At 67.2% G+C, this 20,106-nt stretch carries 19 protein-coding genes; 5 read left to right on the top strand and 14 right to left on the bottom strand.

Annotated elements, in window-relative coordinates:
• Positions 1-1,044 (bottom strand): LuxR C-terminal-related transcriptional regulator, encoded by a 1,044-nt coding sequence (locus ACFXNW_RS08965; protein WP_379417358.1) that lies wholly within the window; start codon positions 1,042-1,044, stop codon positions 1-3.
• Positions 1,045-1,154: 110 nt separating this feature from the next.
• On the opposite strand from ACFXNW_RS08965, the gene ACFXNW_RS08960 reads away from it, so the two are divergent.
• Entirely contained in the window at positions 1,155-1,583 is a 429-nt protein-coding gene (locus ACFXNW_RS08960) for an ester cyclase (RefSeq protein WP_379417066.1), read from the top strand.
• 74 nt (positions 1,584-1,657) lie between these two features.
• On the opposite strand, the gene ACFXNW_RS08955 is transcribed toward ACFXNW_RS08960, so the two are convergent.
• Together ACFXNW_RS08955 and ACFXNW_RS08950 are read right to left on the bottom strand one after the other, a co-directional pair.
• A complete protein-coding gene (locus tag ACFXNW_RS08955) occupies positions 1,658-2,008 on the bottom strand; it encodes a DoxX family protein (RefSeq protein WP_379417065.1) in 351 nt (116 codons plus the stop codon).
• Positions 2,009-2,110: 102 nt separating this feature from the next.
• Positions 2,111-2,698, bottom strand: a complete 588-nt coding sequence (locus tag ACFXNW_RS08950) for a TetR/AcrR family transcriptional regulator (RefSeq protein ID WP_379417064.1) — start codon at positions 2,696-2,698, stop codon at positions 2,111-2,113.
• A gap of 70 nt (positions 2,699-2,768) precedes the next feature.
• Here ACFXNW_RS08950 and ACFXNW_RS08945 point away from each other — a divergent pair, with 70 nt between their 5' ends.
• Positions 2,769-3,662: an NADP-dependent oxidoreductase gene (locus ACFXNW_RS08945; protein WP_379417063.1), complete on the top strand. Its 894-nt coding sequence runs from the start codon at positions 2,769-2,771 to the stop codon at positions 3,660-3,662.
• A gap of 297 nt (positions 3,663-3,959) precedes the next feature.
• Here ACFXNW_RS08945 and ACFXNW_RS08940 read toward each other — a convergent pair whose 3' ends face one another.
• From ACFXNW_RS08940 to ACFXNW_RS08930, 3 genes are all read right to left on the bottom strand, one after another.
• Positions 3,960-4,433, bottom strand: coding sequence for a hypothetical protein (locus ACFXNW_RS08940; protein ID WP_379417062.1), 474 nt, complete (start codon positions 4,431-4,433; stop codon positions 3,960-3,962).
• Positions 4,434-4,567: 134 nt separating this feature from the next.
• Positions 4,568-5,110: a dihydrofolate reductase family protein gene (locus tag ACFXNW_RS08935; protein WP_379417061.1), complete on the bottom strand. Its 543-nt coding sequence runs from the start codon at positions 5,108-5,110 to the stop codon at positions 4,568-4,570.
• A 124-nt stretch (positions 5,111-5,234) separates the two neighbouring features.
• A complete protein-coding gene (locus ACFXNW_RS08930) occupies positions 5,235-7,442 on the bottom strand; it encodes a thiamine pyrophosphate-dependent enzyme (protein ID WP_379417060.1) in 2,208 nt (735 codons plus the stop codon).
• 316 nt (positions 7,443-7,758) lie between these two features.
• Between ACFXNW_RS08930 and ACFXNW_RS08925 the strand changes: the two genes are divergently transcribed.
• On the top strand, positions 7,759-8,223 hold the full coding sequence (locus ACFXNW_RS08925) for an aminoacyl-tRNA deacylase (RefSeq protein WP_163825137.1): 465 nt from the start codon (positions 7,759-7,761) through the stop codon (positions 8,221-8,223).
• A 113-nt stretch (positions 8,224-8,336) separates the two neighbouring features.
• Here ACFXNW_RS08925 and ACFXNW_RS08920 read toward each other — a convergent pair whose 3' ends face one another.
• The 6 genes from ACFXNW_RS08920 to tkt all read right to left on the bottom strand — a co-directional run bounded on the left by ACFXNW_RS08920 (position 8,337) and on the right by tkt (position 15,536).
• Positions 8,337-8,882 carry a hypothetical protein gene (locus tag ACFXNW_RS08920; protein WP_379417059.1) on the bottom strand — a complete coding sequence of 182 codons (546 nt, stop codon included), beginning with the start codon at positions 8,880-8,882 and terminating at the stop codon, positions 8,337-8,339.
• A 151-nt stretch (positions 8,883-9,033) separates the two neighbouring features.
• Positions 9,034-9,789, bottom strand: coding sequence for a 6-phosphogluconolactonase (gene pgl, locus ACFXNW_RS08915; RefSeq protein ID WP_379417058.1), 756 nt, complete (start codon positions 9,787-9,789; stop codon positions 9,034-9,036).
• Positions 9,782-10,690 (bottom strand): glucose-6-phosphate dehydrogenase assembly protein OpcA, encoded by a 909-nt coding sequence (gene opcA, locus ACFXNW_RS08910; RefSeq protein WP_379417357.1) that lies wholly within the window; start codon positions 10,688-10,690, stop codon positions 9,782-9,784. Before opcA ends, pgl begins: the two co-directional genes overlap by 8 nt.
• Positions 10,687-12,252: a glucose-6-phosphate dehydrogenase gene (zwf, locus tag ACFXNW_RS08905; protein ID WP_379417057.1), complete on the bottom strand. Its 1,566-nt coding sequence runs from the start codon at positions 12,250-12,252 to the stop codon at positions 10,687-10,689. Before zwf ends, opcA begins: the two co-directional genes overlap by 4 nt.
• A gap of 5 nt (positions 12,253-12,257) precedes the next feature.
• Positions 12,258-13,388, bottom strand: a complete 1,131-nt coding sequence (gene tal / locus ACFXNW_RS08900; protein ID WP_379417056.1) for a transaldolase — start codon at positions 13,386-13,388, stop codon at positions 12,258-12,260.
• Positions 13,389-13,394: 6 nt separating this feature from the next.
• Positions 13,395-15,536 carry a transketolase gene (gene tkt / locus ACFXNW_RS08895; RefSeq protein ID WP_379417055.1) on the bottom strand — a complete coding sequence of 714 codons (2,142 nt, stop codon included), beginning with the start codon at positions 15,534-15,536 and terminating at the stop codon, positions 13,395-13,397.
• Between the two features lie 436 nt (positions 15,537-15,972).
• On the opposite strand from tkt, the gene ACFXNW_RS08890 reads away from it, so the two are divergent.
• Positions 15,973-16,962 carry a heme o synthase gene (locus ACFXNW_RS08890; RefSeq protein WP_379417054.1) on the top strand — a complete coding sequence of 330 codons (990 nt, stop codon included), beginning with the start codon at positions 15,973-15,975 and terminating at the stop codon, positions 16,960-16,962.
• 16 nt (positions 16,963-16,978) lie between these two features.
• Here the strand turns inward: ACFXNW_RS08890 and ACFXNW_RS08885 are convergent, their stop codons facing one another.
• Entirely contained in the window at positions 16,979-18,424 is a 1,446-nt protein-coding gene (locus ACFXNW_RS08885; RefSeq protein ID WP_379417053.1) for an FAD-dependent monooxygenase, read from the bottom strand.
• A 102-nt stretch (positions 18,425-18,526) separates the two neighbouring features.
• Between ACFXNW_RS08885 and ACFXNW_RS08880 the strand changes: the two genes are divergently transcribed.
• Positions 18,527-19,126, top strand: coding sequence for a TetR/AcrR family transcriptional regulator (locus ACFXNW_RS08880; protein ID WP_379417052.1), 600 nt, complete (start codon positions 18,527-18,529; stop codon positions 19,124-19,126).
• A gap of 6 nt (positions 19,127-19,132) precedes the next feature.
• Here the strand turns inward: ACFXNW_RS08880 and ACFXNW_RS08875 are convergent, their stop codons facing one another.
• Positions 19,133-20,098 (bottom strand): quinone oxidoreductase family protein, encoded by a 966-nt coding sequence (locus tag ACFXNW_RS08875; protein WP_379417051.1) that lies wholly within the window; start codon positions 20,096-20,098, stop codon positions 19,133-19,135.
• Positions 20,099-20,106: the final 8 nt, after the last annotated feature.

The raw sequence follows: 20,106 nt of genomic DNA, 5'->3' as shown, positions 1-20,106 counted from the left end.
TCATCTCTCGTCGGTTCCCGGCGGGCGCAAGAGTTCGCCGATCAGATCGCGCCTGCTGCGTACGCCGACCTTGTCGAAGACGGCTTTGAGGTGGTCTTGGACGGTGTGCCGGGAGATGTGCAACGTGTCGGAGATGGCTTGGGTCGAGGTGCCGCGCAGCACCAATCGTGCCACCTCTGCCTCGCGCGGGCTCAGCCCGTAGGCCGACAGCAGCAGTGGCACGGTGGTGGCGGCCTCGGCGGTTTTGATCACGACACTGATGCGCTGCTCGCCGGGAGGGCCGCGCAGCCGGGACGCATACAAAGTGAGCCACCGTCCATCGAGGGCGTGGATGCGGCTGGTGGGCAGTGTCTGCGGCGGCGCCGTGCCCTGTTCGATCGAGCGCAGCGCCATCGCCACGGCGTAAACAGACGCCGGTAGCGGCAGGTTGCCTTTCTCGACCAGTAACAACAGGTGTGCCGCCTCCGGTGTGACGGCCACCAGGCTGAGGTCTTCGGCGAGCAGGACAACACCCGGCTCACCGGTTCCGCCGCTCGCAGGGGAACCATTCAGCAGTACGGCTCGGCGGAGGGCGTGCGCGAGGTGGGGGCCGATGCTCGCGATCAGCGCGGTCTCGGCATCGGTGAAGCCGAGCGGATGGTCCGCGCGATGCAGACACAGGTAGCCCCAGCAGTGCGACCCGGCGACCAGGGCTGCGCGCAGTTCGTCGCCGAGGCCCAATGGTCGCATGATGTCGCGATACCGGCCGCTGGAGGCGCGGTCGGAGTGCGTCGCGGCGTCGAGCGAGGCGACGTGGGTGGTCGAGGTGGCCAGGGATGCGAACCGGTTCACGTCCGCGCCGCTGAACTCGTTGTCGAGAAACAGCGTTGCTGCCGCTTCCAGTGGCTCCTCGGCGTAGGACCCGGTGAACAGCAAGGTGTCAGGATCGGCGGTGGCGAAGAACGCTGCATCGACTGGCATCAGCCGCCGAACCGAGCGCAGCAGTTGCTGAGGAAGCTCAGGGAGATCCAGTCCGCCATGGCAATGGCGGACCAGGTCATGCACGGCACGGGTCGTGCTCGCTGCCCTGGGCACAGCTCCAGTATCGGCCCGATCGGATCGGATCCCAACTACTTGGGATGGTCGCCGACCCGCACACGTTCGACGATCAGACTATGACCGGCAACCGCACCACGCAGAACAAGCAACTCGTCGAGACGTTCATCCAAGAACTGTTCACCAAGGGTGACCTCGGCGCCGTCGACCGCTATGTCCACCCGAATTTCGTCAACCACGACGCCCCGTTCCCCGGCGCACCGGAAGGCGCCGAGGGTTTGCGGCTCGCCGCCGCGATGATGCGCGAGGCGAGCCCGGACTGGCACAGCCAGATCGACCAGCTCATCGCCGAGGACGACCTCGTCGTCGAACGGTTCACCGCCAGCGGTACCCACCGCGGCGAGCTGATGGGCGCAGCGCCCACCGGCACAACCATCGTGCTCACCGGCATCCAGATATTCCGCATCGACGGCGACCGCATCGTCGAACGGTGGGGTCGGCTCGATGAAGCCGGGCTGTACCGCCAACTCGGATTGGTATCGGGCTGATCCGGGAACATCGGCTGCCCCTTCGGTGGGGCACCACAGCGCGCTGTCGGCGATCTTCTGGTGGGTCGCGGCTGTTAGGCGGATGCCAGCTGCAAGGCAAGCGCCGCCACAGCGAGAAGCTCGACGGCGACGGGGATCGCAACGTGCTGGGCATCGCGAGCATGGATGTGCGCCACGATGGCGAGTGCGAAATAGATGACCACCCCCGCCGCGGCGGCGATGTCGAGTGGGCTCCAGAAGAGCCCGCCGATCAGTCCCGCCGCACCCGCGAGCAGGATGGCCGCGAGGTAGTCCAGGCGCTCTCTCGGCACGCCGACCCGCTCGTACTCTGCAACCACCTCTGGCCTGTGGGACAGCTTCAGCGCAGCGGAGATGATGAGCGCTGCGGCCAGTAGTGATGTGAGGACGATCGATGCGATTCTCATGGCGGCTCCTGGCGGAGCCGTGTGGGTCCAACCCGCACGCGGTGCTCCGCAGTCTGCACTTTCGACATTAGTCGAAGCCGCATATCACGGCATCCTCGTATATCAGCGAGCGCGAGCCAGGCCGGAGACCTCCCAGGCCGCCTCGATCATTCGGAAGATTTCGTCCACCGCGGCCTCCGGGTCGGGCGCCTCGCGGGCCAGTGAAAATGCGTCGATCACGAATCTCGCGATTGTCCGGCAGGCCGTTGTGGTCTGGGAGAGATCGAGGTCGGCGGCGATGGCTGTGGCCAGCGATTCCGCATGGCGCAGCCTCATCGACTTCTCGTACTCGGTCAGGGCGGGTGACTCGTCGATCATGCGCCAGATCGGGGTGGCGCTCTCCGCTGCGCAATGCCGCACCATGGCGTGGATCTCGCGGCGTAGTGCAGGGATGAGCGACTCGTCCGGCGTGCATTCGGTGACCGCCCGAGTGAGGCGTTGTTCGAAGTTGTCGTCCTGGTCGAACACCAGGGCCTCTTTCGAAGCGAAGTGGGAGAAGAGGGTGGTGACGGCCACGTCTGCCTCGGCGGCCACGTCACGGATGCCCACCGCGTCGTACCCGCGTTCCAGGAACAGCCGCAGGGCGCTGTCGGCGATCTTCTGGCGGGTCGCGGCCTTCTTGCGCTCGCGGCGTCCGGGCGGCTCGGTCATCGACTGAGGCTATCAGGTAGAAAACCATAGCTGTTTCAAAAAGCTAACCGTTAGTGTTAACGTCGATCGCATGAAGAAAGTGAGCTTCGCCGAGTTCGGCGGTCCAGATGTACTGCAACTCCTCGACGCCGAGGAGCCCCACGCGGGCCCCGGTCAGGTCCGCGTCGCCGTGCGGGCGGCGGGGGTGAATCCCGTCGACTGGCGGATCCGTGAAGGCCAGTTCCAGCAGGCCGATCCGATCGAGTTGCCTGCCGGGGTCGGGATCGACGCCTCCGGGGTCGTGGATGAGATCGGCGAGGGTGTCGAGGGTGTCGAGGTCGGCGACCACGTATTCGGGGAAGGTTCGAGCACCTATGCCGAGTTCGCTGTGCTGTCGGCCTGGGCCCGCATGCCCGAGGGCTTGAGGTTCGAAGAAGCGGCCGGGTACCCCGCCGTGGTGGAGACCGCGCTGCGCATCATCGGCGAGGTCGGGGTGCAGTCCGGGCAGACGCTGCTGGTCAGCGGTGCGTCCGGGGGAGTCGGCTCGGCGGTACTGCAAATCGCCCGCGAGCGCGGCATCACGGTGATCGGCACGGCTGGGGCCGCGAACCAGGACTACCTGCGCAGCCTGGGTGCACTCGCCACCACCTACGGCGAAGGCTGGGCCGAACGAGTGCGTGAGCTCGGCCATGTCCACGCAGCTCTGGATCTGGCCGGATCAGGCGTGCTCGACGAGCTCGTCGAGTTGACCGGAGATCCGCAGAAGGTCGTCTCCATCGGCGATTTCGGTGCGTTGGAGCGCGGTGTCCGATTCTCGGGCGTGGCCGGGAGCATGCCGGATGCGCTCGCTGAGGCCGTCGACCTCATCTCGCGGGGAAAGCTCCACATCCCGGTCGAGAAGTCGTACACGCTCGCCGACGCCGCGGCGGCGCATATCGACAGCCATGCGGGTCACACGCGTGGGCGACGGGTCGTGATCGTCTGATCCGTTTCTGCGCTGAGCAAACCGCGCGAACGAATCCGTCTGCGCCGTGATTTCCGAGGACGCTCCGTGGGCTCGATCGGCGCGCGGAGCGGCCAGGGCATGCGTTGGGGCGAACGGCTGTCGTGTCGGCTGTGCATGCGGCTGATGCGGCTCAGCTGCGGGTGTGGACGCGGCGGATCCTGACTGCGTCGACGATCGACGAGGTTTTTGCCTGATTCCGGTCGGCTCGTACGCCGGACGGGGCTTGCCTGCTTTGACCCGGCCGCTGGTGGGACCTCGGTTGACCGGCGGTGCCGCTCAGCGGTATTCGACCGCCAGGTCCGCGTAATCGAGCCAATGGGGTGTCGGTTGAACGTCCAAGTATGCGGTGAAACGGTCGAGCAGGTACTGCCAGCGTGGGCCGAGGTTTGCGGCATCGTCGGGGGGAACGTGGCGGCGGACGAGTTCCAGGTTGGTGACCACGCCGACCTGGGTCAGGTGTAGTTCGAGGGCGCCGTCGTCGACTCTGGCGAGCAGCTCGTTCGGGGCCGAGCAGTGGTCGACGTGCACGGTGAGCGGCCCAGGCACCGGGCCCTCGGCGGGTTCGATGATGAGGTCGGTGCCCGTCCCCGAGACCGCACCGAACCAGCGCACGATCTGCCGGGGTTCGGTACATGCCGCCCACACCTCGAGCACCGGATGGCGAAACGAGCGCAGATAGTGCAGAAGTACGAGGTCATCGGGGCAATCGTGTTCCGGCCGCACCTCGCCGAGCATCGACATCGTCGTCATGGGCGTACCTCCCGGAGCGGTTGTCTTGTGCAGAGTATTTCCCATGTGCTGGTCCCGAATCCGGAATCGGCGCAATCGGATGGACAGCGCGATGATCGGGTTCCCGGCGAGAAGCGTGTTGCGACGGATTCAGGTCATGCGGTCTGCGCGGTGTAGGCCAGATTGAGCACGCCGGAACCGAGGGTCTCGGACTTCACCAGCGTCAGCGGCCGAGGCGTGGTGTCCTCGAACAACCGCTGACCGTGACCGACGAGGATCGGGTGGACGAGCAAACGCAGCTCGTCGAGCAGGCCGTTGGCCAGCAGCCAACGTACGGTTGTCGCGCTGCCCGACATCTGGATATCGCCCTCGGTCTGCTCCTTTGCCTCGCGCACGCCGACGGCGATATCTCCGGAGATGATCGTGGTGTTGTTCCACCCGGCCTTCTCCAAGGTGTTCGACACGACGAACTTCGGAATGTTGTTGAAGAATTCGGCGGTCTCGGCGTCCTCGGAGGTCGGCCAGTACTGCGACCATTCCTCATACAGCGTGCGACCCATCAGAAACGCGCCCGCGGCCTGCATACCAGCACCGATCACCGCTCCCATCTCGTCGTCGAAATAGGGAAAGTGCCACTGATCGGGTGCTTCGACGACACCATCGAGCGAGGTGAAGAAATTCGAGACGATCTTGCCCATGTGCTGATCCTTCGCGGTCGGGGACAACGGTGCGCTGGCCGGGCCGACGGGACAGCGTTACATGTAAGGACGCAGCGACACGGCGGAATTCACCGGTTTCCCGCGACCGGCTGTCCGTTGCGGTCTACGGAGCCGAAAAGAGCTCGATCGCGGCGGCCTCGATAGTGGGTTCGCTGAGCAGGACCGCGGCCGCGGCAGGCCCGAGCGGGACGAAGCTGTCCGCGCTGGTGACCCGCGCGAGGCGGCCGGTGAACCCGCCATCGACCAGGGCAGCACACACCGATTCCGAAACACCACCGCTGCGCCGGGTTTCGTCGGCCACCAACACGTTGCCGGTGATGTCGGCGTGGTGGCGCAGGTCGTCGAGGGGGAGTGGGGTGAGCCAACGCAGATCGAGAACGCGGGCGCTGATGCCACGCGCGGCGAGTCGGCGGGCGACGCGCAGGCTCATCGGTACCCCGTTGCCGAAGGTGACGATGGCGAGGTCGGTGCCGTCGCCGTAGATCCTGGACCGGCCGATCGGGACGTGCTCGGCAGTGGTTGCGGGTGCCAGCCAACCATCGTCGTCGGGTTCGTGCAGGTCACGGGTGTGGTAGAGGGCAATCGGCTCGATGATGACGCACACTCGTCCGTCCACCCGCGCGGCGGACACGCAGGTGCGCAACAGGGCGGCGGCGTCGTCGGCACGCGCGGGCACGGCGACCACGAGTCCTGGGATATCGCGCAATGCCGCGAGGGAATTGTCATTGTGGAAATGGCCGCCGAAGCCTTTCTGATAAGCGAGCCCCGCGATCCGCACCACCATCGGATTGCGGTAGCGGCCCTCGGAGAAGAACGACAGGGTGGCGGCCTCACCCCGCAGTTGATCGAGGGCGTTGTGTACGTACGCCAGGTACTGGATCTCGGGAATCGGCACGAATCCCGCCAACCCCGCACCCAGTGCCGTTCCGAGCACACTCTGCTCATCCAGCAGGGTGTCGAATATCCGCCGCGCCCCGAACTCCTTGCGCAATCCCTTCGTGACGCCGTAGACGCCGCCTTTGCGGCTCACGTCCTCCCCGAACACCAGGACGTCGCGATCGCGCGCCAGTAAGTCGCGCAGGGTGTGGTTGATGCTCTGCGCCAGCGTCATTGGAACTTGTTCAGCCGCAACCAGTTCAGTGCCGGCGATGGCAGAGTCTTCGTGCGCGGCGTTCACGCCCCGCAACACATCGGCGCGCACGAGGTCCGGATGCGCCGGAGCGAGCGGCGCCATCACCTCCGCCGCGGACGTGAGCTTCGGAGTGTCCGAGAGTTCCTCCGCCACATCAGCAACATGCTCGGCGATCGCATCGTAGCGAGCGAGGATCTCCTCCAGTGTGCAGACTCCGGTGGTTATCAGCATGCGCGACGTGGCGGCGACCGGGTCGCGGGATAGGTCGGCATCAATCGCAGTGGGATCCCGATAGGCGGTTTCGACATCCGAACCCGCATGGCCGAGAAGGCGGACCGTGCGCAGCCGCAGGAACGCCGGCGTGCGTTGGGCACGAACCCAATTCACGGCTTCGATCGCGGCACCGAAGGCGTCGAGCAGATCACAGCCATCTGCGTCGAAGTAGCGCAACCCGGGCCGTTGGCCGTAGGCGGCAGGGATCCAATCAGGCGGGGTCGGCACGCTGATCCCGATGCCGTTGTCCTCGCATACGAACAGGATCGGCATGCCGACGCCGAGATGGGCGGTGTGGACGGCGGCATTGATCGCGCCGGTCGCGGTGGAGTGGTTGGCGGACGCGTCTCCGAATGTGCAGAGCGCCACCGCATCTTCCGGCCACTCCCGAGGTATTCCGAGCCGAGCGCCCCGATCGAGAGCGAATGCCAGCCCCACCGCCCGCGGCAGATGCGAAGCGATGGTTGACGTCTGCGGAATCACCCCGGCGGCCTTGCTTCCGAACACCTTGTGCCGACCACCGGAAATCGGATCAGCTGCCGCCGCAACAACACCGAGCAACACATCCCGAACCGGATCCAGCCCCGCTATCCGCCGCGCTCGCTGCACGAAGAACGCTCCCGACCGGTAATGCAACAACGCAGGATCACTCACCCGCGTTGCTGCCGCCAGCACCGCGTTCCCCTCATGCCCCGACGACCCGATGCTGTAAAAACCCCGCCCCGCCCGCCCCAACCGCCGCGCCGCCACATCCAACTGCCGACTCGTCACCTGAGACTCGAAGAGCTCGACGCAGAGCGCTCCACTCACCCCGGCAGCCACCAGTTCACCGGGTAGCCGTGCAGATCCCGGCACCGCCGCCGCCACAGCCGCACGGAACCGCCGTTCGAGCTCCTGCTCACTCATCGCGGGACTACGGCGACCGCTCGCGGACCCAGACCATGCCCGCCAGCGTACGGCTGGCAGGCACGCAGTCGGCCACGCCGCGCTGCGGCTCGAGTGCGTATCGGCTTCCACGCCGCTACGAGCCGGGTAGGCCCGCAGCCGGAGTGGTGGCCGCAGGCAGTTTCAGCCTTCGGCACCCGCTCCCGACGAGAGTAAAATTCTCCCTGTTCAAGCCGCCCCACGACGCGGAAGTAGCCTGCTGGACGGCAGGACTGTCCGTTGGCCGGTTCCGTCAGTGGTCGTCGACTCGCCCGCACACCAGTGGAAGGCAACGATCATGGGCATCGCAATGAGCATGCGCGAGTATCTCGACGAGCACCACGTCCACTACGACGTGACCGAGCATGACAAGACCCCCACCTCGGCCAGGACCGCGCAGGTCAGCCATATACGCGGCCGGGAGCTCGCGAAGGGGGTCGTGCTGAAGAAGAACGGGGACTTCATGGTGGCCGTACTTCCGGCCAACCGACTCCTCGACCTGGTCGAGGCCGGGTCGGTCGTCGGTGAATCGGTTCGGCTCGCTTCCGAAGACGAGGCGGCCGCGCTGTTCCCGGACTGCGCGACCGGCGCCATCCCGGTGATGTCCGAGCCGTACCGCGTGCCCTGCGTGGTCGACGACCACCTCGGCAACCGGGACGACATCTACTTCGAAGGCGGCGACCACGGCACCCTCGTCCATATGGCGGGCGCGGAGTTCGATCGGTTGATGTCGCACTTCCCGCACGGCAATCTCACCCTGTAGACCACACCCGCGCAGATGCGGGCGAGGTGAATGCTCAGTGCCGAGAACCGGGCGTGCGAGCACCCGCGCGGCGGGCTGGTGCCGGCGCGGGGTTCGCACGTCCTAGCGCGGAATCAGTCCTCGTCCAGCTCCAGGCGCACGCCGAACTCCTCGATCAGAACACGGGCGTGCTCGTCGGTCGCGAGCACAAAGATGCTTTCTCCCGACTGCTCTTGCTCGACGGCCAGGAAGGTTCTGCCATTGCCAGGGTCGAGTCTGGGCATCTGGTCCCAGATGCCCATGTGGTCCAGGCCGTCCCCATCGTGCCGCATCAACCATTCGAAGACTTCGCCATTGCAGACGAATCGCAGCACATCGAGCTCGTCCGAGTCGGTGATCAAATTGACATCGCCAATGGTCATGGCGCCACCACTGCACCTCGCCGCGTCCTCCAACATGCTGGCGTAGGCGCTTTCCAGATCCTCGACACCTTCGGCGTACACCGAGATCGCCACTCCGAAATCGGTCAGTGCGTAGGACAACTCCTCGTTGTCCAGCTCCTCGTGCTGCCGGTCGACGTCATCGGCGAGAACTTCTTGTGCGGTGTCGGGGGAGATCATGCCGAGCGAGACCAGTCGCTCGGCGAGGTTGGCATAGGTCGGCGCGTGTGTAGCTGTCACACTCGCACTTCTACGGTGGAGATGTAGCGATCGCAAGCAGGGCACTTCCCACGAACGGCCATCCGGCTCTGTGGTACCGACCCGCCGGTGAACCGCACATCGGGTTACGGGGTCGGCCTCCGCGAGCCGTGTCGAAAGCGGGAACCAGCGATCAGCGCAGCGAAGCCGCTGCGGCGCGGTCGAGCAACCAGGTCGTCGACTCCGAACCCGAAGCGCCCGCGGCCGGGACATCGACCGGTTCCGCACCCGCGATGGCAGCCGCCACCGCATCGGCTTTCGCCCCACCACCGACCACCAGCACTACATGGCGGGCGTGGCGGATTGCGGGCAAGGTCAGGGTGACGCGGACCGGGGGCGGTTTGGGGGAGTTGATGACCGCGACGACGAGTTCGTGTTCTTCGCGTACCGCGTCGGTATCGGGGAACAGCGAATTGATGTGCCCTTCGCCGCCCATACCGAGCAGATGCAGGTCGAAGGCTTTGTGCTCGGCCAGGTGCGCGTGCACCGCCGCAGAGTATTCGGCCGCCGCGGCCACCGGGTCGGGGTATTCGCCGTCGGAGGTCGCCACCGGATGCACGCGGTGCGGGTCCACCGGCACATGGTCGAGCAGGGCCTCGCGGGCTTGGAGTTCATTGCGTTCCGGGTCGCCTGCGGGAACGAATCGCTCGTCGCCCCAGAACACGTCCAGTCGTGACCAGTCGATGTCGCCGGGGGTTTCGCGGACCTTTTTCAGCAGGTCGATGCCGGTGCCGCCGCCGGTGAGCACCACCGACGCCGAACCGCGCTCGGCCTGCGCCGCGACGACGATCCCGACGAAGCGTTTGGCCGCCGCGGCGACCAAGGCATCGGCGTCGGGATGCACCTCGACGGTATCGCCGGGGAACTCCGAATCGGTGCTGCTAGTCATAGGTCACCCTTTCGATTCCGGCCAGCGCCTCGGCATAGATGTCGTCGGCGTCGAGCCGGCGCAGCTCTTCGGCGAGGCAGTCCCGAGCTTCCCTGCGCGCCAACGCGATCCGCTGATCCGGTTCCCCGGTGCGGGTGAGTGTGGCGGTGACACCGGTCTGCGGGCGGGTGATACCGATCGACACCGTCGGCCGATGCAGCTCCACCTGCAGTGCGCCCGTGCGTCGATACACCGGGCAGTCCAGACGTCCGGCGAGCCAGCCGGCCAGGATGTCGAGTGCCGGTTCGTCGCGCAGCCCCGACACCGTCACCGATTCGACGGGGTCGAACGGTGGTTCGTCCATCGCGGCCGCCAGCAAGGCTCGCCAATAGGTGATCCGGCTCCACGCCAGATCGGTGTCGCCGGACGCGTAAGAGTCGAGCCGCTTTTTGATGGTGGCCTGCGGGTCGGCGGCGAAGGTGGCATCGGTGATTCGCCGGGTGGCCAGCCTGCCGACCGAGTCCTTGGACGGGAACTCCGGCGCGCCGCGCGGCCACCACGCCACCACAGGTGTGTCCGGCAGCAGGAACGGGATGACGACGCTGCTCTCGTGATTGATGAGCTGGCCCTGCAACCGCAGCACGATCACCTCGGCCGCGCCCGCGTCCCCACCGACGCGGATCTGGGCGTCCAGGCGGGTCTCGGCATCACGGTCGCCGCGTGCCAGCACGACCACCCGGCAGGGATGCTCGCGGCTGGCGTCGTTGGCGGCGTCGATCGCGTCCTCGGCCTCTGAGCTGTCGAGCGTGCACACCACCAGGGTGAGGACCCGGCCCATGGTGATGACGCCATTGCTCTCACGCAGCAGCACCAGCCGTTTGGTGACCTCGCCGGTGGTGGTGTCGGGCATGTCGACGATCACGGGCGCCGCCATTCCCGGCCGGTGCGAGCCAGCATTTCATCGGCGGATTCCGGTCCCCAGGTGCCTGCCTCGTACTGTTCCGGTTTGCCGACCGCCGCCCAATGGTCGAGCACCGGATCGAGGATGCTCCAGGACAATTCGACCTCCGCGTTGACCGGGAACAGGGAAGGAACTCCGAGCAGCACGTCCAGGATCAGTCGTTCGTAGGCCTCGGGGGAGGACTCGGTGAACGCTTCGCCGTAACTGAAATCCATATTGACATCGCGCACCTCCATCCCCGATCCCGGCACCTTGGAGCCGAACCGCATGGTGATGCCCTCATCCGGCTGCACCCGGATGACCAGCGCGTTCTGGCCCAGCTCCTCGGTCATCGTCTGGTCGAAGGGCAGATGCGGCGCCCGCTTGAACACCACGGCGATCTCGGTGACGCGCCGGCCCAGGCGCTTACCGGTGCGCAGATAGAACGGCACACCCGCCCAACGCCGGGTATTGACCTCGAGGGTCAGCGCGGCATAGGTCTCGGTGCGCGAATCCGGATCGAAGCCCTCCTCATCGAGCAGGCCGACGACCTGTTCGCCGCCCTGCCAGCCCGCCGCGTACTGGCCGCGCGCGGTGGTCTCGTCCAGCGGTTCGACCAGTGTGGTCGCGGAGAGGACTTTGATCTTCTCCATCTGCAACTGGTTGGGAGCGAAGCTGATCGGCTCCTCCATCGCGGTGAGCGCGAGCAGTTGCAGCAGATGATTCTGGATGACGTCACGGGCGGCGCCGATGCCGTCGTAGTACCCCGCGCGACCGCCGAGGCCGATGTCCTCGGCCATGGTGATCTGCACATGGTCGACGTAGTTGGCGTTCCAGATCGGATCGAACAACTGGTTGGCGAAGCGCAACGCCAAGATGTTCTGCACCGTCTCCTTGCCGAGATAGTGGTCGATGCGAAACACCGTCTCCTCCGGGAACACCCGGTTGACCAGTGCGTTGAGTTCGCGTGCGCTGGCCAGGTCGTGTCCGAACGGCTTCTCGATCACCACCCGCCGCCACAGCGTACGGCCGTGCACCTGCGCCGGTTTGGCGAGCCCGTGTTCGGAGAGCTGGTCGAGCACCACCGGGAACATGGCAGGCGGAATCGACAGGTAGAAGGCGTGATTGCCGCCGGTGCCGCGTTCGGCGTCCAAACCTGCCAGCGTCGTGGCCAGCTGCGCGAAGGCAGCGTCGTCCTCGAAAGAACCTTGGACGAAACGGATGCCTTCGGCGAGGTGGTCCCACACCTCCTGCCGGAACGGTGTGCGCGAGTGCGCCCGGACCGCCTCCAGCACGATATCGGCGAAATCGGCGTCGCCCATATCGCGGCGGGCGAAACCCACCAGCGCGAAACCCGGGGGCAGCAGCCCCCGGTTCGCCAGGTCGTAGATGGCCGGCATGAGCTTCTTCCGGGACAGATCTCCGGTGACGCCGAAAATCACCATGCTGCACGGTCCCGCGATCCGCGGTACCCGCTTGTCCCGTCCGTCGCGCAGTGGGTTACGCCACCCGGCTGTGGTCGCTGCGTGTCCGGTACCGGCCATCAGGGTCAGTTACCCCCGGCCGCGGACAGTTCCTGTGCGGTGGCCGAAAGCAGTTCCTCCCACGACTTCTCGAATTTGTCGACGCCTTCGCGTTCGAGCACAGCGAACACATCGTCGAGGTCGATGCCGACGGCCGTCAGCTTGTCGAACACCTCCTGCGCCGCGGCAGCGGTACCGGAGACGGCGTCGCCACGGATCTCACCGTGATCGGCCACCGCTTCCAGAGTCTTCTCCGGGAGGGTGTTCACCGTGTTCGGCGCCGCCAGCTCGGTGACGTACATCGTGTCGGAGTAGTCCGGGTTCTTCACCCCGGTCGACGCCCACAACGGCCGCTGACGGTTACCGCCCATGGCCGCGAGGTGGGTGTAGGTCGAGGTGTGCGCCCCGCCGTCGAAGACGTCCTGGTATTCGGCGTAGGCGAGCCGGGCGTTGGCCACACCGGCCTGGCCGCGCAGGGCCAGCGCCTCCGGCGAGCCGATCGCTTCGAGCCGCTTATCGATCTCGGTGTCCACCCGGGACACGAAGAACGAGGCCACCGAATGGATGTAGGCCAGATCGTGGCCCGCGGTGCGTGCCTTGCGGAGGCCGTCGAGGTAGGCGCCCATCACCGAGCGGTACCGGGCGACCGAGAAGATCAGCGTGACATTGACGCTGATGCCCTCCGCGATCACCGCGGTGATCGCGGGCAGGCCCTCTTCGGTGGCCGGGATCTTGATGAACAGGTTGGGCCGGTCGACGATCTTCCACAGCTCGACCGCCTGCGCGGTGGTCTTCTCCGCGTCGAAGGCCAGCCGCGGATCGACCTCGATGGAGACCCGGCCGTCGACCCCGCCGGTCTCCTCGAACACCGTGGCCAGCACATCGCAGGCCGCGCGCACGTCGTCGGTGGTGATGGTGCGGATGGCGGCGTCCGCGTCGGCACCCTGGGCGGCCAGCGCCGCGACCTGGGCATCGTAGGCGTGGCCCTTGCTCAATGCGCCCTGGAAGATGGTCGGGTTGGTGGTCACTCCGACCACGCCGCGGGTCGCGATGAGTTCCGCGAGATTGCCGGAATTGATCCGGTCGCGGGACAGATCGTCGAGCCAGACCGACACTCCGGCCGCACCGAGGGCGGCGACGTTCTCGTTCTGTGCCATGAGCACTTATCCCTTCACGTTGCTGAGCGTGCGCTGGGCGGCGGCCACGACGGCCTCGGTCGTGAAGCCGAACTCGCGGAACAGGGTCTTGTAATCGGCGGAAGCGCCGAAGTGCTCGATGGAGACGATCTCGCCCGCATCACCGGCGAACCGGTGCCACGGCATCGCGATACCGGCCTCGACTGTCACCCTTGCGGCGACCGACGGCGGCAGCACCTCGTCGCGGTAGGCCTTGTCCTGCGCGTCGAACCACTCCACGCACGGCATCGAGACCACGCGGGTGCCGATACCCTGCTCCTCCAGCGTAGTGCGCGCCTCGACGGCGAGCTGGAGTTCCGAACCGGTGGCGATCAAGATCACCTGCGGGGTTCCGGTCGAAGCCTCGGCCAGGATGTAGCCGCCCTTCGACACGCCCTCGTAGCTGGTGCCCTCCTGGACCGGCAGGTTCTGCCGGGTCAGCGCCAGCGCCGACGGGCCGTCCTGATGCGGGAGCTCCGACACCGAGAAGTGCGAGCTGTGCTCGCTGCTGTCGCGCTCGAGGATGGTGCGCCAGGCGTAGGTGGTCTCGTTGGCGTCGCCGGGGCGGACCACGTTCAGGCCGGGGATGGCGCGCAGCGCGGCCAGATGCTCGATCGGCTGGTGGGTGGGGCCGTCTTCACCGAGACCGATGGAGTCGTGGGTCCAGACATAGGTGACCGGGATCCGCATCAGCGCGGCCAAGCGCACCGCCGGACGCATGTAGTCGCTGAACACCAGGAAGGTGCCACCGTAGGGGCGGGTCGGGCCGTGCAGCGCGATGCCGTTGAGGATCGAGCCCATGGCGTGCTCGCGGACACCGAAGTGCAGCGTGCGGCCGTACGGGCTGGTCTTCCACATGCCGGTGGAGATCGACTCGGGACCGAAGCTCGGCACATCGGGCATGGTGGTGTTGTTGGATTCGGCGAGGTCGGCCGAACCGCCCCACAGCTCCGGCAGCACCGGCGCCAGCGCGGCCAGCACCTTGCCCGAGGCCTTACGGGTGGCCACACCGGCCGGATCCGCCGCGTAGGTGGGCAGATTCGCGGCCCAGCCCGCGGGCAGCTCGCGCTTGGCCAGACGATCGAATAGGGCCTTGTTCTCCGGGTTGGCCTGCGCCCACGCGTCGAAGCCCTGCTGCCAGTCCTGATGCGCCTGCTGTCCGCGGTCGACCGCCTTGCGGGTGTGCGCGATGACGGCGTCGTCGACCTGGAAGCTGCGCTCCGGATCGAAACCGAGGATCTTCTTGGTGGCGGCCACCTCGTCGCCGCCGAGCGCGGCACCGTGCGAGGCGCCGGTGTTCATCTTGGTGGGCGCCGGGTAGCCGATGACGGTGCGCAGCACGATGATCGACGGCTTGCCGGTCTCGGCCTTGGCGGCCTCGATGGCGGCCTCGATCGCGACGACGTCCTCGCCGCCCTCGACGGTCTGCACATGCCAGCCGTAGGCGGCGTAGCGGGCGGCGACGTCCTCGGTGAAGGCGATGGTGGTGTCGTCTTCGATGGAGATCTTGTTGTCGTCGTAGATCACGACCAGGTTGCCCAGCTGCTGGGTGCCCGCAAGCGAGGACGCCTCGGAGGTGACGCCCTCTTCCAGGTCACCGTCGGAGGCGACGACGTAGATGAAATGGTCGAACGGACTGGCGCCGGGCGCGGTGTCCGGATCGAACAGGCCGCGCTCACGACGGGCCGCCATCGCCATACCGACCGCGGAGGCCAGGCCCTGGCCGAGCGGGCCGGTGGTGATCTCGACGCCGTCGGTGTGGCGGAACTCCGGGTGGCCCGGGGTCAGCGAGCCCCACTTGCGCAGGTTCTTCAGATCGTCGAGCTCGAGCCCGAAGCCGGCCAAGTACAGCTGGATGTACTGGGTGAGGCTGGAGTGACCACACGAGAGCACGAAGCGGTCGCGGCCCGCCCAGCTCGGATCGCTGGGATCGTGGTTCATGACGCGCTGGTAGAGCACGTAGGCCAGCGGCGCGAGGCTCATCGCGGTACCGGGGTGACCGTTGCCCGCGTTCTGGACCGCGTCGGCGGCCAGCACCCGGATCGTGTCGACCGCCTTGGTGTCCAGGTCCGTCCAGTCGGCCGGGTGGTTCGGCTGGGTGAGGGCGCGGATGTCGTCTGTCACTGACACGACCGAGGTTCTCCTGACATTGGTTTCGTCGACGATGGCGGGGTGGGCGGTGGCATGACGTACGGCAACGCAGAAAAGCGCGTGCCGGATGTACCTACCACCCTAGATGTGCCCGCGACCGGCCGCGCACGAACCCGGGGGAAATCCGCCGCTCGGCGGCGTGGCGTGCCACGCGCCCGTGGCGGGGCTGCGCATCCGGTGCCGGTCGCAGCGAATGTGTCCCTCGCCACGAAAGGGCGCCGGAGTGCGTGAACCGCCGCTGTTCACGCCGGGTGTGGGCGGTAACCCGCGAGTGAACGGGCGGTCGCCGGGGCAGGGGGCGCGGGTCGGTGCGCTGTGGGCGTGGGTCTACCATCGTCTGTAGTAGTGGCCGCGCCGCAGCTGCGCGCTGCTCGTTCCACAGTCGGATGCGATGCACAGCGTGCGAGGAGAGACAGTGCGGATCGGTCAACAGCCGGGGGTCGGCGGTGCGCACGACTCCTCACCGGCCCTGGCGGATCGGGTCACCGGTGACGGCCCGTTGTCGAAAGCCTTGCGTCGTCCGCTGGCGTATATCGCGCTGACCAAGCCGCGCGTCATCGAACTGCTGCTGGTCGCCACCATCCCGACCATGTTGCTCGCCGATCGCGGCGAGGTAGACATCCGCCTGATCCTGGCCACCCTGTTCGGCGGCTGGATGGGCGCCGCGAGCGCGAACACCCTCAATTGTGTCGCCGACGCCGATATCGACAAGGTGATGAAGCGGACCGCCAAGCGTCCGCTGGCGCGCGACGCGGTGCCGACCTCACACGCGTTCGTCTTCGGTGTCGTGCTCGGTATCGGTTCGTTCGCCTGGCTGTGGTGGCAGGCCAACTTGCTCAGCGGCGTGCTGGTGGTCGTGACGATCCTGTTCTACGTCTTCGTCTACACCCTCGGGCTCAAGCGTCGCACCTCGCAGAACGTGGTGTGGGGCGGTGCCGCCGGATGCATGCCCGCGCTGGTCGGTTGGTCGGCGGTCACCGGCACCATCGGCTGGCCCGCGATCGCGCTGTTCGGCGTCATCTTCTTCTGGACGCCGCCGCACACCTGGGCGCTGGCCATGCGCTACAAGGAGGACTACCGCGCGGCCGGTGTGCCGATGCTGCCGGTGGTGGCCACCGAGCAGACCGTCACCAAACAGATCGTCATCTACACCTGGCTGACCGTGCTGACCACGCTGGCGCTCGTCCCGGCCACCGGCGTGATCTACGCGGCCGTCGCGCTCGTCGCAGGTGCCTGGTTCCTGCTGATGGCCCACCAGCTCTACTCGGGTGTGCGTCGCGGTGAATCGGTGAAGCCGCTGCGACTGTTCCTGCAGTCCAACAACTACCTGGCCGTGGTGTTCTGTGGCCTTGCCATCGATTCGGTGCTCGGCTGGACGACCATCGGCGAGGTCCTCTTCGGCTGAGGCCCCCGGCCCGGGATCATCGGGCCGGAGTCATGTGTTGTCTGGTGCCGATGTAGCCGTCCGGCCGTACCAGGATCTGTGTCCCGTCGACGGCGTCGTAGGCGTTGTATGCATGACCCTCCACGTCGATGACGGCACCTTCACCCGCCGGCTCGCCCGGTCTCACCACCACATACGCCCGCACTCCGGGTTCGGCGGGCAGCTCACCGGCCGCCCCGAAGCGCAGCAGCGTCGCGTGCGGGCCGCGGAACAGATCGAACAGGCGCACGGCGTTCCCGGCGGCGTCCTTCAACGGCGCGTCCGGAGCGCGGTCGCCGACCGCGACGCGCCCGGTGTCGGCCGGATTGCGGTAGGTGAGGTCGAGCTGACGGGTCTGTTCGCCGCGTTCCATCGCGTCCTCGGCGCCCTCGACCAGCTTGTCCAGCAGGTCGGTGCTGATGCCGAGTACCCGAGCGGCCACCGCCCGCCGCTCCGGTTCGTAGGTCTGCAGCGGCCCTGGATCACCGTCGATCGCGGCCGCGAGTTTCCAGCCGAGGTTGTAAGCATCCTGGATGCCGGTGTTCATGCCCTGACCGCCGGTCGGCGGATGCACATGGGCGGCATCGCCGGCCAAGAACACCCTTCCGCTACGGAATCGTTGCGCCAGCCGGATATTGGGGCGCCATACGGTGACCCAGGCGAGCTCGGTCAGGTTGAGATCCTCGCGTGCGGAGTACCGGTGTAGGTACTCCTGCAAGGTCGCGAGGGTGGGCTCGGCGTCTCCGTCGAGTGGTGCGGCGAATTGGAAGTGGCGTCCACCGGGCAAGGGGGACAGGGCGATTCCCGCCATGGGGTTGGCCGCGGCGGCGAACCAATGACCGTAGTCGTGGTCGAGCGCGTCGGCGCGGACATCGCCGAGCAGCATGCGCAGGGAATCGTCGGTCGTCCCTTCGAACGCGATGGCGAGAGCCTTGCGGACGGTGCTGGCGCCGCCGTCTGCGCCGACGAGATAGGCGGCGCGCACGGTCTCGGTGGCACCGTCACGCGCTATGACGGCTGTGACGCCGTCCGCGTCCTGATCGAAGGACTCGAGCGCCGTGCCGAGCTCGACCCGGACCCCGAATTCGGCGAGGCGCTCGCGCAGGATCGCCTCGGTCCTGGATTGCCCGAGCATCCGCAGGTTCGGGTACGGGATCGCGGGCGTCGGCTCGACCGGGTCACTCATCCGGTGCTCGCCTGCGAACTGTCCATCCAGGTAGGCGCGCATGACCGGCGCGGACGCCGCGGCAGCGTCGATGGCGTCGAAGACGCCGAGATCGTCGAAGACCTCGAGGGTGCGGGGCTGGATGCCGTCGCCGCGTGAGCCCGCGAAGAACTCCGCGGCCCGATCGATGAGACGTACCGCGATGCCGCGGCGTGCGAGGTCGATGGCCAGGGTGAGGCCGGTGGGGCCTGCGCCTGCGATGAGTACGGGGTGCTGCATGGGAACTCCTGAGCCGGACAGTGATTTTGTTCTGAATCAACATTCAGTGAATACATATTCAGTATTGGAGTTGATAGGTTGCGATGTCAAGGAGGTGATGTGGTGGCCAGCCGCAAAGAGCGATCGGTGGAGACCGAACAGGCACTCAAGGACGCCGCGCAGCGGGTGTTCGCCGAACGCGGATACCTCAACACCAAGATCACCGACATCACGACCGCCGCCGGGCGCGCCGCCGGATCGTTCTACAACCACTTCGCGAGCAAGGAAGAGCTGCTGCAGGCGCTGCTGGCCGATCTGGCCGTGGCAGGCGATGAACAGGCCGAACAGCCCGGCCACAACCCGGATTTCAGCGATCCGGACGCCGTGCGATTCCATATCGCCGGTTACTGGAATTTCGCCAAGAAGAATGCCGTGGTGCTGCGGGCCATGGGTCAGGCTGCGATCGTCAACGAGGACTTCGCCCGTACGCTGAGCCGTTTCGGCGTCGACCAACGCGCCGATATCGCCGACCACCTGGACGGGCTGGCGGCCAAGGGGTTACAGCTGCCCAGCGGCGTGGACGCCAGCTTGGCGATGGTGTTCTACCTCGCCCAGGGCATTCTCACCGGCGTCGAGGACGGCGCGGTGCGGCTGTCCGACGACGAGGCGATCGAGGGGCTGACCCGCTTCATCTATCGCGGGCTCACCGGACGCGACTACTGACCTTCCTCACGGCAGCAGCACGATCGAGCCGGTGGTCTTGCGGCCCTCCAGGTCGCGGTGCGCCTGCGCGGCATCGGCCAGCGGATAGGTGGCGCCGACCCGGATCGCCAACGCTCCCTCGGCGATGGCTTCGAGCACTTCACCGGCCCGCCACAGCAATTCGGCACGATCGCGGGTGTAGTGCGCGAGCGTGGGCCGGGTGACGAACAGCGAGCCGCCGGAATTGAGCCGTTGCAGATCGAACGACGGCACGGGACCGCTCGCGGCACCGAACAGCGCCAGCATTCCGCGGATCCGCAACGATGCGAGGCTCGCGTCGAAGGTCGCGGCGCCGACACCGTCGTACACCGCGGCCACACCGACGCCGTCGGTCAGCGCGCGCACCCGCTCGGCCAGATCGTCGCCGTAGCGCAGGACCTCCTCGGCGCCCGCCGCGCGCGAGAGCGTCTCCTTCTCGTCCGAGGACACCGTGGTGATCACCCGGACGCCGCGCGCGGCCGCCATCTGGGTCAGCAGCAGGCCCACCCCGCCCGCGCCCGCGTGCACGAGCACGGTCTCCCCGGGCTCGGGCCGGTAGATCGACTCGATCAGGTAGTGCGCTGTCATTCCTTGCAGCAGCGCCGATGCCGCGATGGGTGGGTCGACCTCGTCGGGGACCGCGACGGCGACGGCTTCGTCGACGGCCACCAGCGGCGCATAGCTGCCTGGTGCGTTCGCCCACGCGACCCGATCACCAGGGCGGAAATCGGTGACCTCCGCGCCAACTTCGGCGACCACGCCGGTGCCCTCGGCGCCCGGGATGTAGGGGACCGGCTGCTTGTAGGTGCCGGTGCGGATATAGGTGTCGATGAAGTTGACGCCGATCGCGTCGGTGTCTACGAGCAGCTGACCGGGCCCGATCTGCGGGTCCGCCACCTCGGCGTAGGTCAGGACCTCGGGACCACCGTGCTCGGAAACCTGGATGGCGCGCATGGACTCAG

Source organism: Nocardia sp. NPDC059180, assembly GCF_042754945.1.
In the GTDB taxonomy this organism is placed as follows: Bacteria; Actinomycetota; Actinomycetes; order Mycobacteriales; family Mycobacteriaceae; genus Nocardia.
This window is presented reverse-complemented; position numbering and strand designations above follow the sequence as displayed.

Coding starts and splice junctions, on each gene's coding strand:
- zwf (WP_379417057.1), bottom strand. CDS start 12,252: ATGGCCGGTACCGGACACGCAGCGACCACAGCCGGGTGGCGTAACCCA.
- ACFXNW_RS08940 (WP_379417062.1), bottom strand. CDS start 4,433: ATGACGACGATGTCGATGCTCGGCGAGGTGCGGCCGGAACACGATTGC.
- tal (WP_379417056.1), bottom strand. CDS start 13,388: ATGGCACAGAACGAGAACGTCGCCGCCCTCGGTGCGGCCGGAGTGTCG.
- ACFXNW_RS08885 (WP_379417053.1), bottom strand. CDS start 18,424: ATGCAGCACCCCGTACTCATCGCAGGCGCAGGCCCCACCGGCCTCACC.
- ACFXNW_RS08930 (WP_379417060.1), bottom strand. CDS start 7,442: ATGAGTGAGCAGGAGCTCGAACGGCGGTTCCGTGCGGCTGTGGCGGCG.
- ACFXNW_RS08925 (WP_163825137.1), top strand. CDS start 7,759: ATGGGCATCGCAATGAGCATGCGCGAGTATCTCGACGAGCACCACGTC.
- ACFXNW_RS08960 (WP_379417066.1), top strand. CDS start 1,155: ATGACCGGCAACCGCACCACGCAGAACAAGCAACTCGTCGAGACGTTC.
- ACFXNW_RS08935 (WP_379417061.1), bottom strand. CDS start 5,110: ATGGGCAAGATCGTCTCGAATTTCTTCACCTCGCTCGATGGTGTCGTC.
- ACFXNW_RS08945 (WP_379417063.1), top strand. CDS start 2,769: ATGAAGAAAGTGAGCTTCGCCGAGTTCGGCGGTCCAGATGTACTGCAA.
- pgl (WP_379417058.1), bottom strand. CDS start 9,789: ATGACTAGCAGCACCGATTCGGAGTTCCCCGGCGATACCGTCGAGGTG.
- ACFXNW_RS08955 (WP_379417065.1), bottom strand. CDS start 2,008: ATGAGAATCGCATCGATCGTCCTCACATCACTACTGGCCGCAGCGCTC.
- ACFXNW_RS08875 (WP_379417051.1), bottom strand. CDS start 20,098: ATGCGCGCCATCCAGGTTTCCGAGCACGGTGGTCCCGAGGTCCTGACC.
- ACFXNW_RS08950 (WP_379417064.1), bottom strand. CDS start 2,698: ATGACCGAGCCGCCCGGACGCCGCGAGCGCAAGAAGGCCGCGACCCGC.